This is a genomic window from Mesorhizobium sp. 131-3-5 (genome assembly GCF_016756575.1).
Classification (GTDB): domain Bacteria; phylum Pseudomonadota; class Alphaproteobacteria; order Rhizobiales; family Rhizobiaceae; genus Mesorhizobium; species Mesorhizobium jarvisii.
Map to the genome: position 1 here is coordinate 2,301,729 of NZ_AP023254.1, position 15,572 is coordinate 2,317,300.

The 15,572-nt window shown below is 55.9% G+C and carries 10 protein-coding genes; 4 read left to right on the forward strand and 6 right to left on the reverse strand.

The annotated features are described in order from the left end of the window. Positions 1-28 precede the first annotated feature (28 nt). From JG747_RS11090 to JG747_RS11100, 3 genes are all read right to left on the reverse strand, one after another. Positions 29-1,375: an HlyD family type I secretion periplasmic adaptor subunit gene (locus JG747_RS11090; RefSeq protein ID WP_202361771.1), complete on the reverse strand. Its 1,347-nt coding sequence runs from the start codon at positions 1,373-1,375 to the stop codon at positions 29-31. After that, complete coding sequence (locus JG747_RS11095; protein ID WP_202361772.1) at positions 1,362-3,131, reverse strand: type I secretion system permease/ATPase; 1,770 nt, start codon at positions 3,129-3,131, stop codon at positions 1,362-1,364. Before JG747_RS11095 ends, JG747_RS11090 begins: the two co-directional genes overlap by 14 nt. 586 nt (positions 3,132-3,717) lie before the next feature. Continuing rightward, positions 3,718-4,656 (reverse strand): hypothetical protein, encoded by a 939-nt coding sequence (locus JG747_RS11100; protein WP_202361773.1) that lies wholly within the window; start codon positions 4,654-4,656, stop codon positions 3,718-3,720. A 355-nt stretch (positions 4,657-5,011) separates the two neighbouring features. Here JG747_RS11100 and JG747_RS11105 point away from each other — a divergent pair, with 355 nt between their 5' ends. Next, positions 5,012-5,803 (forward strand): class I SAM-dependent methyltransferase, encoded by a 792-nt coding sequence (locus JG747_RS11105; protein WP_202361774.1) that lies wholly within the window; start codon positions 5,012-5,014, stop codon positions 5,801-5,803. Between the two features lie 147 nt (positions 5,804-5,950). Here JG747_RS11105 and JG747_RS11110 read toward each other — a convergent pair whose 3' ends face one another. From JG747_RS11110 to JG747_RS11120, 3 genes are read right to left on the reverse strand one after another with little or no spacing between them, the layout of a single operon-like run. After that, positions 5,951-8,764, reverse strand: coding sequence for a rhamnan synthesis F family protein (locus JG747_RS11110; protein WP_202361775.1), 2,814 nt, complete (start codon positions 8,762-8,764; stop codon positions 5,951-5,953). Then, positions 8,764-10,341, reverse strand: a complete 1,578-nt coding sequence (locus JG747_RS11115; RefSeq protein WP_202361776.1) for a class I SAM-dependent methyltransferase — start codon at positions 10,339-10,341, stop codon at positions 8,764-8,766. The genes JG747_RS11110 and JG747_RS11115 overlap by 1 nt, the downstream gene beginning before the upstream one ends. A gap of 20 nt (positions 10,342-10,361) precedes the next feature. Beyond that, positions 10,362-11,375 carry an NAD-dependent epimerase/dehydratase family protein gene (locus tag JG747_RS11120; RefSeq protein WP_202361777.1) on the reverse strand — a complete coding sequence of 338 codons (1,014 nt, stop codon included), beginning with the start codon at positions 11,373-11,375 and terminating at the stop codon, positions 10,362-10,364. Between the two features lie 523 nt (positions 11,376-11,898). Here JG747_RS11120 and JG747_RS11125 point away from each other — a divergent pair. The 3 genes from JG747_RS11125 to JG747_RS11135 all read left to right on the forward strand — a co-directional run bounded on the left by JG747_RS11125 (position 11,899) and on the right by JG747_RS11135 (position 15,209). Continuing rightward, positions 11,899-12,810, forward strand: a complete 912-nt coding sequence (locus JG747_RS11125; RefSeq protein WP_202361778.1) for a class I SAM-dependent methyltransferase — start codon at positions 11,899-11,901, stop codon at positions 12,808-12,810. A 194-nt stretch (positions 12,811-13,004) separates the two neighbouring features. Continuing rightward, the gene (locus JG747_RS11130; RefSeq protein WP_202361779.1) at positions 13,005-14,204 is read left to right on the forward strand and encodes an acyltransferase family protein; all 1,200 of its coding nucleotides are present in this window, start codon (positions 13,005-13,007) and stop codon (positions 14,202-14,204) included. Positions 14,205-14,522: 318 nt separating this feature from the next. Continuing rightward, positions 14,523-15,209 (forward strand): sulfotransferase family 2 domain-containing protein, encoded by a 687-nt coding sequence (locus tag JG747_RS11135; RefSeq protein ID WP_244748368.1) that lies wholly within the window; start codon positions 14,523-14,525, stop codon positions 15,207-15,209. The last annotated feature ends 363 nt before the right edge of the window (positions 15,210-15,572 follow it).

Here is a 15,572-nt window from a genome sequence, read left to right on the forward strand (position 1 = left end):
TCGAGTGTCGGTGAACCTGTGTGGCCGCCTATCGTTCTCGGAATGCCCGTTGGAATGAATCCACGAGCGGCTTGGTAAGGTAGGACAGGAATGTCCTTTCGCCGGTGGAGATAAAAGTCTCGACTGGCATACCCGGATAAATCTGTTCGGGCTTGATCTGCGCCGGCAGATGCTCCGCCATCCTGATCCGCACCGTATAGTAGGGCTGCCCGGTGTTCGGAGTGACTAATCTATCCGCTGAAATGTAGAACACCCTGCCTGATACCTTTGGAGTCGTTCGAGCGTTGAGCGCCGTGAACATCATGCTCGCATCCTGCCCAACCCGGATGGAGTCAACGTCTTCAGGCTTGATCTTGGCCTCGACAATGAACTGCTCCATCGTCGGGAGGAGTTCCATCGCGGATTCTCCCGCTCGGATGACGCTACCCACCGAATTATAAACGGAGTGGACCACGATGCCGTCGACGGGAGTTCGAATGGTTGTTCGGTCCAGCACCGATCGTGCGGCGTTGATCTGTTCTTCCAGGTCGGCCACCTCTGCACGGGCCTTGTTCAAATCGGTGACGGCATCCTCGACCCTGGCGGTCGTCAGCCGTTCGATTTGCTGACGATCCTCTTCAATTTGACTCAAGAAGCTCGCGATCTGCGCTTCCATGGCCGCGGCTTGGCCGACGAGGTCAGCGGTGCTGCGCAGCAAGTCAGTGTATTCGGATCGGTTCGTCAGCCCTTTGTCGAGCAAAGTCTTTTTTCGTTCCGTCTCCTCGTTAACAATCGCGAGTTGCTTTTCGACGGCCGCCTTCCGAGCCTGCATCCCGACAATCGCATCCTGGAGGGCCGCAACCTTTTGCTTCAGAATTTCCCGATCCGCCGTATAGCGGGCAAAGCGAGCCTCGAACTCCTTTTTTTGCTCGACGATAAATCCGCTGTAGCTGGGGTCGGTCGAATAAGGGCGGAGCTCATCGGGTAAATCAATCTCCTTCGAACCGTCCCGCTCCGCGTCGAGGCGGGCGACTTCAGCGCTTTGAGCAACCCATTGCTTCAGGACACGGTTGAGCTGGGCTTGTGCCAGGGTCGTGTCGAGAGTGATCAGCGCCTGGCCTTTTGAGACCCGATCCCCTTCTCGCACTCGGATGCTGGTGATGATCCCGCCATCAAGGTGCTGGATCATGACGTTCTGGCCCGCAGCCGCGACAACGCCCGGGGCGATTGTCGCTCCACCTATCGGCGCTGTGGCCGCCCAATACCCAAATCCAAGCAAGAAGACGGCCACACTCAAAAACCCCGCCAGGGACACTCGACCGGTGCGGGTATCGACATTCTCTTGCCAGTGATAAGCCCTGGCTACCACCGGGAGGGTTTGACTAGGCCCCGTCATTGGCAGCTTTCGCCTCAGTACGGGACGTTGACGGGAAGGCAACCACGCCTTCGTTGGCGACTGGCTGCGCCGCCGCTGTATGAGCCTGCTGATTCATTCGCTCGGCCAGCTGGGCTAATACGTCTTTGGTCGAGCCGTAAAGCTCTATCTGGCCATCCCGTATCACGAGCATACGGTCGCACTTGGATGCCAGTGAAGGGCGATGCGTTATGACCAGAACGGTCCTCTTGCGGGAACGTGCCTGAAGGATCGCGCGCTCAAGTGCGGCCTCGCCGTCAGCGTCGAGATTGGCATTCGGCTCGTCCAGTATGACAACCCTGGGGTCGCCGTAGAAGGCGCGAGCCAGCCCAATCCGCTGAAGCTCACCGCCCGAAAGCCGGACGCCGGTTGGACCGATCACCGTCGAGTATCCCTCGCGGTATCCCAGAATTAGCTCGTGCGCCTGTGCAAGTTGCGCCGCTTCAACCAATTTCTCGTCAGGAGCCGCGGGTTCAAAGCGCGAGATGTTCTGGCCTATGGTCCCTGGAAAGAGCTCTACGTCTTGGGGGAGATAGCCTACATGTCGGCCGAGCCTTTCAGGATCCCAGTTTCGAATGTCGCCGCCGTCGATGCGGATCGCACCCGAACGCGGTTCGATGGCACCAACAATCAGGCGCGCAAGGGTGGATTTGCCTGCCTGGCTCGGGCCGACAATCGCTACGGATTCCCCGGCTGCGACTTGAAAGCTCATGCGCTTGATCAGCGGCGGCGACCCGTCGGGCAATCCTGGAGGGTAGTAGACAACTTGATCGGCGCTCAAAGCCCCTAGCGGTGTTGGTAGCGCCACAATTTCCTTTCCCCTTGAGTTCGAATGGATGGTCCCCAGCCGTTTCCACGCAAGTTTCGCGTCCGTGATCTGGCGCCAGCTTCCAATGATTTGGTCGAGAGGCTGAAGCGCCCGGGCTGAGATCATCGAGGACGCGAATATCATTCCGGCCGTCATCTCACTGCGCAGGACCAGAACGGCACCGACACCTAAGATCGCGATTTGCAGGATCGACCGCGCAGTGCGGGAGACGCCGCCGTAAAACGCGTTGACACGAGCAACTCTATCGGAGGCCTTCACGGAACTGGAAAATCGGCTGCCCCAAAACTCCACCGTATGGGACACCATTCCGAGTGCTCGAACGGTCTCGAAATTACGTGCGAAGGTCTGAGCGGAGTTCATTGAGGCATTAAGGCTCTCGGAGGCCTCCTTGGTTGGTCTGGAGCTGGCAGCCTGATTAAGCAAGGCGATGACAGCCATCAGAACGGCGCCGACGACCGTGACGAGGAACAACAGAGGGTGGATGAAATAGAGAAGGCCCACAAAAATCGGCCCGAATGGAAGGTCGAAAAGAAAAAACAGAGCTCGCGATGCGACGAAACTCCGAAGCAGCGTCAGATCACGCAGTGCTTGAACATCGCCAAGCCCAGCACGAGGGCCGCTCATGGCAGCGAGAAAACACGTTGAACCCAAGGAGACATCGAGCTTGGCGGCGAGACGGCTCGCATACATCCCGCGGACGATTTCAAGGATGCCGAAAAGCACTAGGGAGGATAGAGCAATCAATGAGAGATAGACCAGCGTATCCAGATTGGAGGCCGGTAACACCCGATCATAAACCTGCAGCATGTAGAGGGGTAAAACCAGCAACAGCGCATTCATCAACGTCGAAAAGATACCCAGTTCGACGAGACTTCTCGACACGACAACGCGTGCGCCAGTTGTTGGCATTGGCGATCTGATCCCTCCCGACTAAAATCATATTAGAAAAAGCTGATATGTCATAGGCCATAGTGCCATCGATTCCGATATTTGATGGCGCGGGAGACATTCTGACCGGAGGGACTATCGACTTATTGTGAAGGCAGGGAAGTTCAAGCCCGTCCACTCGTGATGCGAGCGACGAGTTATAGGCCGAACTTGTGAGTGGGCGTTGACGCTAGACTTGCTCGCAATCTAGCGTTGTCTAGGTCCGCTTCTGGCGAAACCGCGGCTTCAAGCGATCGCCGGCGATGTTGATTTTGGGGAGCGGTAAAGCCGGTTTCCACAGCTGCCATGCGGCGCATCGCCGTTCGACAGCTTTGGGGCCGGAAGCGGACGGTCGTATTTTGGCAAGGTAGCTTTGAAAGCAGCCGTTCCGCATCGACCCCTTCAAAGACATTCGATCTCATCAGGTTCGATGACCGCAAGGCGTGCTAACTGACGTTTGGAATTTCCGCTGCTGGGTAATGCCCCTGCGGAACGCTGAATGGAGCGTCGACGGCAATTGTCTACGAGAAATACAGATTAATGGAAGACCACGAAGCTCGACCGAATTTCAAGATGATGTTGCGAGATACTCAACTCCGCCGCCTTCCCGCCCCGCCAGTTTGATGATTTCGGCGAATCTGGCGTCGTCGATCTGTCCGGCCATGCAGACTCCGTCGGTATTCCATCCTGGCCGCGACATTTCCTCAAATTCAGGGTCCTGCAGCCGCTCGGCCAGCCTGCGATTGGAACCGAGATAGGCGTCTTCGAACTGTCTTACGACATAGGGCGGCAACCCGAACGGCGGCCCTGGCAGATTTCGTTGAAGAGCCAAAAGCGCTTCTGACATCGGCGGTAGACCTCGCTCGTTGAGCATTCGCGCAACCTCGGTCATTTCGGCGTTAAGGCTCCGGTTCGTATGAATTTCCTGCACCTGATCGATCGTGTCGATGCCAATGCCCAACAGCATCTTGAACGCACTCAGCAGCGAACGCGGGCTGTAGTTTATCATCCGCATGGCGGCATCGGGGAATGCGCCGGCCCAGCTTTCGTAGAGACAATTCCAGTCAAGATAGGGAAAATATGCGGCGCCGGTTACAATATCGCTGCGACCGAGCGATTTGACATCCTGCGCATAGCCGCTAGCTGCCAGGATGTCCTGCCGCCTCAGGACACAAACGATCATGACGACGTCCACACCCTCCTTCTTGAAATATTCAGCCACGTGCAGCGGATTGCAGATATAAAAAAATTCGGACGATATGATCGAAACCAGATCGAACGAGAATAACGTCTCCCTCTGGTCAGGAAGGTTAGCGAGAAAAATGATATCTCCCATAGCTCGCCGGGACACATCCTGGACCAGGCTTCCGGCGACTTGATGGGAGGCCATGTCAGGAGCGACATGGAACCCGGCCTGTCGGAGGATGAAACTGTTGTATCGGAGCCAGTTCTGCAGGAACGTCGTCCCGGTCTTGGCGAGACCAATATGAAGGATTGCCTTGGGCATGAGTGCGAACTCTATGACGGACTTGTTTCTCTCTACACCTAGTCGGATCAGTTGAACAAGGATCGACGCTGCCTGTCCGTTCTCACGACCCGTGCCGACTGAGAACGGTCACAACACCGACCGGCGGCAGCACAATACTCCACATCTGCCCCTAAGCCCGGAACAAACGCCATGGGAGTCCTCAGGCTCCAAAACCCATCGCTGGAGTTTGAAGTTCCGGTCGACGCTTCCAGTTGTTGAACATCGTTGACGATAAATTTTGTGAAAAAAACGCGACCTTTAGGTCAGGCTTCGGATTGCCTAATCGTTTCTAGAATGTAGGTTGGCGGCAAACATCTTCAGAGAAAGATACCCGATGTCAGATATCGATATTGCCGGCATACTGGCCGAACAAGAGCCACTCGCCCGGTCGATCGCCGAAACGAAAAAGGTGGCTTATGAGATCAGCAAGGACGACATGCTGTTCGATTTTTTCGTCCGGGCCGTGTTCCCGACAGATCACCGGAAAGCAATTGAGGCTTATTTCACAGGGGGAGAAGATTGCGCCATACGCTTCGCCAACCTTTGCCGCGAGCACCTTTCACCCGGGCCATCCAGCGTCCTTGAGTTCGCGTCGGGTTATGGCCGCGTCGCGCGCTACGCGATGCACGTTCTACCGGATGCAGCATGGGTTTGCAGCGACATTCACCCTAACGCCATCGACTTCCTATCAAACAAAGTCGGTGTCAGGACACACCTCTCTTCCACAAAACCGGAGGACTGGACCATCGAAGGCGAGTTTGATGCTGTCTTCGCCCTATCTTTTTTTTCACACATGCCAGACGCCACTTTCGCGCCGTGGCTTTCCCGCGTTTTCACTGCGGTGAAGCCGGGGGGCATCTTAATTTTCACAACTCATGGGGCCGTCTCTCTTCGAAACATGAGAGCTGGGGGATTGTCTGCGCAATTTGATGACAACGGATTTTATTGGAACTCGAACAGTGACCAGCGCGATCTGGACGCTCGCGACTATGGAACAAGCGCCGTTTCCCCTGACTATGTTCAAAAAGCCGTATCTGATATCGAGGGCGCCGAGCTTATACGCTTCCAGCAGGCGTTTTGGTGGGGACACCAAGACCTTTATATCGTCCGGAAGCTCAATCAATGAGCTTGCTGTACAACCTTCTGATGCGTCGCACGAGGATCATGACGACTGCGACCTAGTGCGGCCGATCCGTCTTCTTTGCCACAGGCATCAGCGGCCCGTCAGCACGCGATCTAACTCTATGAAGGCATTTTCAGTACCCAACTTCAGTTACCAACTCGTGCCGGGCGCGCGCAAACCGGCGGTATCAAATCCTGCCTTGCGCGCAACAAACGGCATCAAGCGCTCGATCGCATGGAGGACGGTGCCGTCATAAGGAACGGGCTCCGATGGGTAATCATTCCAATCGAGACCCAGTTCGCGAAGCGGAAGCAATACCTTTGGTCGGCACCAGAACATGGTTCCGAGCGGGAAATCGAAAAAGTCTGCCAGCGGCATGCCGATGCCCATCCGTCTCGCCAAATCTTCAGCGATCTCCCTGTTGTCGTTCCAACCGACGAGGTGTGGATCCTCGGCCATCAAAAGACCTACCGCCGGTTTCGATGCGAAGACCGCCGCAGCCAGGTCCAGCATCGCGTGTTCGCCACCAACCAGGTTCTCCCAAAGGAAGTGGCGCCATGCCTCACCCATGGCCGCGTCGGTGCCCACGCTCCTCTTGGCGTGCACGTGCCCGATTAGATCGTAGCGACCATCAAGCAACCGCGGCAAGAATTCAGTAAGAAGCGGTCCCACATCTCGCCCTCTGTTGGGAACGATTGCGATTTCAACGGAACCGTGGTGGTCGCCGAACGCATCACGAAGATGTCTGGATTTCGCGTCGGTGTCTGTGGACAGGAACAAATCGCAGCGCGTGCGGTTACGCTTGAGCCGGAAGGCCAGGTCATCAGCCAGATCTTCATAGTAGAAATGGGCGTGAAGAGCTATACGTGGCATAGCTTCCAACGGCAGGTAAATGCCGTCGCCAGGATTGAAAACGTCCCGGGACCAGGGGCCGGCGGGGCGGCCGGCGCGGAGCCAATGGGCTAAGGGATGAGCTTTTCCCGGTCCGCACTCGTCTGGATTCGCATGTGCATAGCTTTGCGGATTGAAGCCCGCACAAGGACGACGGAACTGTGGATTGGCTGTCGAATCGCCCCCAAGGCCCATGATGCTCCATTGCAGGAGCGTGCGCCGCTCCGCCTCCAACTCGGCAACGGGCGCCATACCTGGAGGAAGAACCATTTCGATATCGACAGCAGCAGCCGCCATCAGGGTGGCAAGATCCTCGTCATGAAGTGCTGCCGCAGATGTTTTGCCCCACTCTTCGATTTGTTGCACATAGGCACTCATGTTGTAGGCCGCATGTCCAACTCGCGCCACTTCCGCTCCAAGGGCTTTTGCCTTGTGGCGGTCGTCCGCCAACCCGCACAAGATGGCGGCTGCGGCATAAGTATCGAGGTGAGGCGCAATGAGAGGACGGGTCGCAGCATCGGCCCCCAAGATTTCCGCCGTCCCACAGGCTCCTTGGAAGCACACAGTCGGGATGCCACGCAGAACTGTATCGATGGCTACGTTTGGCTGCGGATCAAGACGAGAACTGAGAAGGAAGGCGTCTGCAACGGCATATGCAGGTTCCAGGTCCGATACCGGATCAAGGATCACCAAAGTATCTCCCAGTTCTGACTGGGCTATCTGGTAGGCGAGATAAGCCGAGTAGCCACTGTCATGCTCTGGATCGTACCCATGACCGATCCAGACAAATCGAAAGCGAACATTCGGCCGCAGCCGCTTTGCTGTCGCAGCTGTGCTTATAAAAAGATCAACGCCTTTTCGAATGTGCACCATGCCCGCGCCAAGCACGAGAAAGGAGTCCTCCTCACCTTCGGGTCGCAAACGCAACAGGAACTCGCCACTTTCTTTGTCAGCCGGCTCATCGGCTGAGGACACTGGCGGCGGATCGCTGCGCCCCTGAGCCATGATATGAATTCCCGGGCGCCTTTCGAGGCCAGGAAAGGCATCGTAAGAAGACTGCGCAACGATCTCGGCAGGAAATACGACATTCTGCGCCCAGTCATAAACGTTACGCATCTTGGCCACAGGACGCGTGTAGGCGGCAAACTCATGCACCAAAGCAACGCTTGGCACCCCACAAGACGCCAAGGCAGGCACCATGATCTGCGTCTCTATGCTGTTGGCGATGGCATAAAGCGGCCTGAATTCCTCGGTGATCCGCCTGGCCAACCGGGTCGCGTCCGCCCAGTTCCAGTCCTCCCATGTCAACGGTCCAACGGACGAGGCGGCAACGGCGATGAAGTCTTTTTCCAGTTCTCCACCGCGCATCATCAGGGAAACCACCGTTGCCCTTTCTGCTAGTTTTCGGGCAAGGTTCCAGCCCAGCATCGGCGCACCTGTTCTCGAAGCCTCGTGCGAAATCAAAAGCACGACAGGCTTTTCGGACTGCGGCAAGGACGAAAACTCTAATCTATCAACGACTGAAACTCCTCGCCGACCTTCGCGCCTGCCATGGCGTTCGTAGTGCAAAAGAGGCGAAAACCCAGCGCTCGCGACTTCTGGATAACGTTCCCGATAATAAGCTGAATCAAACAGAGGCGATGCGCGCCAGCCCATCGGCTCACCAACCACCGCATAGTGCAATGCGGGATCCATACCGGCAGGTAAACGGCGGGCGTAAAATTCTGCATCGAAGTACGGCGACACTCGCAAGGCTGCAGCAAGATCTTCGGCTTCGTGCCTATTCGCGGGCAGCTGCCCTCCCAGAGCCGAAAGTTCTAACCAGACATAGGCAGGCGGTTTGAACATCCCTGCCGTCTCGTAGAAGGGACGCAAGAAATCGCCGTTGAATCGCGCATTTGGCTCCAATCCAATCCGCCAGCCAATTTCGGCGTAGTGCCCCGCTGGATCCCGCAGTTCCGGCCGGTTAAGGGCGGAACGGTAATAGTCGGCATCTACAAACCGTGCTGTTTCCAGGATATCGAGGAATTCGCGGCGAATTTCATCAGCCAATGTGCTTTCGCGACTATCCATCATGTGCGTCCCGGTCCAAGAACACGATTACGGACAAAGGCGCGGAGCGAGCGGGGAAAAAGCCGGGCCGCGCCAAGTATACCAAAGCGCTTCAGAATGGCCTCGAGGCGGCGGCGCAGGCCCAAGTAGCGCTGCTCCCATTCGGCAGCCCTGCGCTCCAAATCCGCAGCTCGGCCTTCGCACTCGGCATTTCGCTGGCGCAATTCTTGGGCCTCGGCGGCTTGCCTGAGACGCCATTCAGTAAGAAGGTTCGCGTGGCCCCGGAAAGACGTTCTCAAAACGTCCCGCTGCAAACATGCCGCGGCGAGTTCAGCGCGTACTTGAGCCAACTCGGATCGCAACCCGTCGAGTTCAGCCAAGCGTTCGGATGCCGGAAGCGGAATTTCGGTTGCCGTCGAATCAAACGTCCCGGTGGGCTGCTGCTGGTCCTTGGCATTCCCGGCGGTGCCCAGCGGCCCCTCAACGTCAACAACATACCCCGACTGGGCTAGGGCCAAAGCGGCTTCGGCTTTTTCGGCCCGTTCGACTTGAGCTTTGACGGTTTCACTAGCCGTTTCAATTTCGCGGCGGAAACCGGAAGCCTGCAATTCCGTCTGCTCCATGTGACTTCGAAGATCTGCGTGAGCGGCATGCGTTTCGGACTGAGCCATGGCCAAAGCAGCTTCCGCCTTTTCGGCTCGTTCGACTTGAGCTTTGATGGTTTCACTAGCCGTTTCAATTTCCCGGCGGAGACCGGAAGCCAGCAATTCCGTCTGCTCCATGTGTTTGCGAATCTCTGCATGAGCGGCGGCGGCACTCTTTGCTTGGGCCAGTATTTCACCGATCTCGCTCGTTTCGATGAACAGCGAATTAGGAATACTTGGAAGTTCTGATACCGACGCAACCGCAATATTGTAAGACGGTCGAGGCAACCCGTGACTGCCCTCGTAATGCGTTTCTCCTCGTCGCTCGAACGTTAGCGTTCTCGAAATTCCAGCCTCGTCATCTGCGATAAGCGTTGATCCGAGTAGCGGTCTTTGAAGGAGTATCAAGACATTGCGGAACACTCCCTTCAGCAGGGCCTCGAACTCCACACGCGAAAGCTCGTGCACGTGATAGGGATTAGCAGGGCTTCCGGGCGGAGAATAGACATCTCGTTCAGGGGACGAAAGGATGAGAAAACCAGTTGGCCGCAAAACCCGCTGAACCTCTGCAATGAACAGATCATGCTCAAAAAAATGCTCAAGCGTTTCGAACGATATGACCACGTCGACACTCGCGTCTTCCAAAGGCAACTTGCGAGCGTCTCCTTGCTGATAGCGAAGGTTGGGAGCGACATAGCCCCCCTGGGCGTGCGCTACCGCCTCCTCCGACAACTCGATGCCAACGACCGATCGCGCGACTTGGGCCAGGAGAGCGGAGCCGTAGCCCTCGCCTGATGCAACATCGACAACATCCAGGTCACGACAAAGAGCCCGGGCAAGAAAATAGCGATGAAGGTGCTCGATCTCTACCTGACCCGCTGTAGCGGTTGTCAACCGTTCGCCGGTCCACTCTAGTGCTTGCCGCGGCAGCACCCGTTCGAATATCTCGCCCATTTGATTGTCGCCAATTCCTCTCACCGGTCTAATGCGGCGCCACTTACAGCTGACCTGTCACGATGCGCTACACTACCACCAAGATCAGCGAGTGTTTGGCTCAAGCCTTCCGAAAAGGAGAGGATAGGTTGCCACCCCAGCGTCTCCCGAATGAGCGAAATATCGAGCACGCTCACTGGAACATCAAATTCCCGACCGCGCTCATAGCGAACGTCCAATCTGTGGCAGAGTTTTGTTTCAAGCTCGGCAATCACCCCGTTAAGGCTGACGCCCTCGCCACTCCCGATATTGAATACATGATGTGTGTCTAGCGGATGTGCGCGGGCCAGCGCGACCAAGCCTGCCGCTGCGTCGGAGATGTGAATAAAATCACGTATGACTTCGCCATCGCCCCAGACGACTATTGGTTGCTGCGACAATGCGTGGTGTAGGAACGTGGTTACCGCACCTAGGCCTTTTGCCAAATTCTGCCCTGCTCCAAACGGATTGGCTAGACGCGCCACACGACAATCGAGCCCGTAGAGAGCTCGATAGGTGCCTAGATACAGTTCAACAGCGGCTTTACCAGCCCCGTAGGCGGTGATCGGATTCAAACGGTGATCTTCGTGCACCGGAACGCGCAGCAGTTTGCCATAAACCGTACCACCGGACGAAGCGAAGATAAGCCTTGGTGCCTGCGATCCTTTTTTTCGGAGCGCCTCTAGCAAACCCAGTGTTGGCGCGACATTGGTTGACAGATCAAGGGTGGGATCGCTGTTGGCGCTGGCAGGGACGGATGACCATGCATAGTGGTGAATTACCGTGACCCCGTCGATCAGGCTATCCCATTGCGCGTTTGCGAGATCGAAATTACGCCATCCGACTCGCCCGTCAAGTGCAGGAGCAAATGTCGGCTTCGAAAGTGAGCGGCCGGCCAAAACGACCTCGCACCCACTTTGTACCAAGATCGCAGCAACATGTCGGCCAATGAAGCCGCTTCCACCAAGAATCAGATGGCGCTCTACAACGTTAGGCTTTACTAATTTAGATGACATGCTGATATACTGTGCTGTTCCCGAACACGGTTAACTGCGATTGCGGGAACAGAATATTGAACCGCAATTCTTGTTGGGCAAGAGTGCGAGTGGCCGTTCCCGAGTCGTTCCGTACCCTGACTGCGCCAGTGCGTCAAAGCATATTGGTTTGACAGCTTGACATTATCAGAGCGTCGCGCGCGCTCTGTTGCGAAAGCGATCTGCGAAGTGATGCACCGGCCGTCAAATGCGGTTCGTTCCGATCAAGAGCGTAGAGCAGCAGGACGTGCGCTTGATGACTCGGACCCGTGATCTCATGATTCGGCAGAAGACGATGCTCTCGAATGCCTTTGCGCTTACATGGCCGACGTCGGAAATCCCCGATGGCGCTTGCCTCGATATCCGGATCACGCTCCGGAAGAGGACGATCTGATCTCTTGCGACCCTTCGCGAGAAGGGATTCTGGTACTAGCGCAGGGATTGACTACGTGGCGACCTCCTCGTTACCGTTTCGGGGCAAGTATCGATGTTCAGGTGGTTTGAGGTGAATTTTCTGGAACGATGCACTACGCCCGCGTTTCGGGCTCAATATGAAAAGATTCGCGCGCAAGACCCCAGCATCGAAACCCTGTCCTACATGCTAGGCCCTCATCGAATCTTAGAATGGGCACATTCGGTCGGCGTCGCGACGAACGATGATCTAAAAAAGGTGGCTCCGCCCATACCGCCGTACAGTCTGAGATCGATTGTTGCAGCCTCCAGTGAGGCCTTGTTCCTTTGGACAGGCATTGTCGATGCCAGCAAGTTCATGAGCACGTATCTGCGGCATGCTGGGCCGACACCCGACAATGCGAGGATTCTTGATTTCGGGTGCGGCTGTGGCCGGATGACCCGATTTTTCGGGCAGGTCCCTGAAATCGATATTTCCGGTACTGATATCAATGCAGCCACTGTTGCGTGGTGCCAAGAGAACTTGAGGGGCGTAAAAACAGTCTCGAACAGGGAGAGACCGCCACTCGATTATGACGATGGCAGCTTTGACATGGTCTATTCCCTTTCGATCTTCACGCACCTGCCTGAGGGAGCTTCAAAGGCATGGCTTACCGAGATCGGGCGCGTCCTGGCGCCTGGCGGCGTTGCAATTCTAAGCACGCACGGGTATCCCGCGATCAACATTATTGTGGACTCCGAGACTCATCAGGGGATGTTTCGGCTACGCAAAGCTGATGCAGAACGAATGCGCGATGATCTTGAAATCAAGGGCTTTCAGTATATCCGTTGCGACCCAAAAACTCTGGCAGTGGCCAAAGCGGGCGACGACTACGGCCATAGCTTCGCGCATGAGCGGTATATCCACGAGGAGTGGCCGAAGGCCTCTGGCATGGAAGTAGTCGAATTTATTCCGGGCGGAGTGCGGGGCTGGCAGGACATGGTTGTTCTACGAAAACGAGCCTAGCCGAAAAACCGAATCTCCCAAAACTCGCTGTAGACACAGGCATAGCGCGCTGTTGATCGACCGCTGTCGGGTCACAGCTTGCTGGCTGCGCGGATCTCTATCTCTAGGATCTCTCCGTTCACGACGACCGGCGGTTTGGCAGTGCCTTTCTGTTTGAGCTACCGGTCTACGGAACCTCAAAAAAGGCACGGACCATGGTCTTCACTTCCTACACGCAGTCAGTTAAATGGCACATGGGCGGACAAAATCATCCGAGAGCGCTAATCCTTCCGCTCACTGGTTTGCGATTCTTCGCCGCCTTTGCCATTGTCCTTCATCACATCCAGGGGAACTTCGGTGTGCCGGTTACAGCGTTTCAAGGCTGGAACCTAGCTAACGGCGTCACCGTTTTTTTCGTTTTGTCGGGATTTGTCCTGACCTATTCCTACCCTTCGCTGAATAAGCTGGGCGAAACACGTCAATTCTATATCGGCAGAATTGCCAGGATTTTCCCGGCACATTTGGTGACCCTGCTGGCAGGGCTGGCATTAGGTGTGCCATTCGTTGCTTCGTATTTCTTCGCAAATGTCCTGTTGCTGCAAAGCTGGGTACCAACCGGCGATTACTTTTTCAGCTACAATGCGGTCAGCTGGAGCATCTCTACCGAGATGGGTTTTTATCTCGCCTTTCCGTTTCTAATCCGCAGTTTCGAGTCGACATGGCCCTGGAAGCTGGCAGCATGCTTTATAGCTTCGTCGGCGATTGGTCTCCTTGCCTCGCGACTTGGGCTGCCCTTTTACAGCGGCGGGAAAGATGTCGTCGTACAGGGCTTGGTTATGGTCAACCCGGCCGCAAGAATCTTCGAATTTTGTCTCGGCATGACGGCGGCATTGCTGTGGTCGCGTTCCAGCAACGATCTTGCCCATTTTAGATTTGGCACATGGGCCGCCATCGAACTGATCGGCGTCCTGCTGCTGACTTGGGGGGTTCACTGGATCAACGTGATCCTACAGCCATTCATGCGCTCGGGCGCAATGCAGTATTGGACGGCCCAGACACTCTCCCCTTCCGTTCCGGCGGCCTTGCTACTTGTTATTCTGGCGTCGAGCACCGGGCCGTTGGCGAAAGTGCTCGCCTGCCGGCCCGTGAGGTTCCTTGGCGAGATTTCATTCGCCATCTACCTGACACACCAGCTCGTCATCAGGTTTTTTGTCGGGCACCCACAGATATTGGACGACCTGTCACGACCAACGACGATTGGGGTGTTTCTGATCACCGTGCTTGCCGCATCAACAGCACTGCATTTAGTCGAAGGTCCGGCCAGAAAGATGATTCTCAGGTGGTTCGGTCGCACCCTAATGACGAATGCTGCGACCATCGACGACCAATCTTTAGTCAACCAGAGCCAAATCTAGGGTAAATTTGCCCTGTCATTGGGACCATCATGCTGACAACGACGGTTTTCGTCGCTCTGGCTGGACGCCTCAGATCGAGGGGATGGTTATCGACCGAGACCTTGAGCCTGTCAGGTTCTTGATTTTCGCAGTTGGCTATGGGGTACTAGCTGCGGCATTGCTCCCTCGTGATTCAATGTCAATTACCAGCCCGTGGGCGGACATCCGCCTGCAAACATCCGCCCAGCATGGACCGCGCGAAATGCACACTCCCGACGTTTCAATCATCGAGCGCGGCGGTGGCAGATGATTATAGCGCACTCAAAGAGATTTATCCTGATGTCGCCGTGGAAGACTGCGAGTTCTACGTGTCACGCAAGTCTAGGTCAGTACAATGAGGGCGAGTACCCCCGTTTCTTTTATTTCAATAGATTCCTCAATCGCGTTGTAACTCAACATGCCACCCTCGCTGATTTGACAGCGCTTCCCGAAGGCAAACTAGGATACAAAGTAGGAGCTTTTGTCAGGAACCCTTACGACCGTGCTTATTCAGGATTTATTCAAATACAGAGGGACTTTCAAGAGCAACCACAATTAGAAATTGAACCATCATGGATCACACAGTTAGTGAGAGCGCAGATCGCCGCCAACATGTCTCGAGTTATATCATCAGGTTTCAATTTTGACGCTTGGATCAACTTATTGCCCGAATATGAAGTATATGAACCCGGCTGCAACACAAACATGGTCCTGCACCCCTGCCACTACTGGACGCACGTGAATGGCCAGCAGCTCGCAGGGTTTGTGGGAAAAGTCGAGCAATTCGAGGACGACTTCCATCGATTTTGCGACTACGTGGACATTAAGCCGCCGGCTATTCAGCTATCAAATATCTCCGAACATGAGCCTGAACAACCGACGGGTGCCCCCTACAAATATGCCGGGAGAATGTCTCGGCGGGCACTAGACCGTATAAACGAACTCTTCGTCGAAGATTTCGAGCGTTTCGGATATGATAAGCTCTAGAATTTGCAGAAAATCGACGCCGCCTCCGCATTTTACTGATACTAGTCGAGGGCATCAGATTGACTCGGCAAATGAGGCGAACACCGGCGGTGAGGGTCCGGTTAAGGCTTGGTCACGGCAACAGCCATCGTCACCCGCGATGTCCGCTTCCGGGCAGAGGGAAGGTTTGCCTCTATGGCCGGGATGAGGCGCAAACCCGCTGCTCGCTCGCTACGGCGCTGTTTACGGCGCGCTCGCGAGCGGCTACGCGCGGACCTATTCTGAGTGACTGCCGTTCGCTTTGCGAATGAGTGCTTCCAGCTCCATTCCTAACGCGTCGGCGATGCGCCCAAGCACGCTTGCTGAAACATCAGCGCGTTCAAG

Bases quoted from the DNA above. Each gene is read 5' to 3' on its own strand.
- JG747_RS11100 (WP_202361773.1), bottom strand. From the start codon at position 4,656: ATGCCCAAGGCAATCCTTCATATTGGTCTCGCCAAGACCGGGACGACG.
- JG747_RS11110 (WP_202361775.1), bottom strand. From the start codon at position 8,764: ATGGATAGTCGCGAAAGCACATTGGCTGATGAAATTCGCCGCGAATTC.
- JG747_RS11130 (WP_202361779.1), top strand. From the start codon at position 13,005: ATGGTCTTCACTTCCTACACGCAGTCAGTTAAATGGCACATGGGCGGA.
- JG747_RS11115 (WP_202361776.1), bottom strand. From the start codon at position 10,341: ATGGGCGAGATATTCGAACGGGTGCTGCCGCGGCAAGCACTAGAGTGG.
- JG747_RS11135 (WP_244748368.1), top strand. From the start codon at position 14,523: ATGTCGCCGTGGAAGACTGCGAGTTCTACGTGTCACGCAAGTCTAGGT.
- JG747_RS11120 (WP_202361777.1), bottom strand. From the start codon at position 11,375: ATGTCATCTAAATTAGTAAAGCCTAACGTTGTAGAGCGCCATCTGATT.
- JG747_RS11090 (WP_202361771.1), bottom strand. From the start codon at position 1,375: ATGACGGGGCCTAGTCAAACCCTCCCGGTGGTAGCCAGGGCTTATCAC.
- JG747_RS11105 (WP_202361774.1), top strand. From the start codon at position 5,012: ATGTCAGATATCGATATTGCCGGCATACTGGCCGAACAAGAGCCACTC.
- JG747_RS11095 (WP_202361772.1), bottom strand. From the start codon at position 3,131: ATGCCAACAACTGGCGCACGCGTTGTCGTGTCGAGAAGTCTCGTCGAA.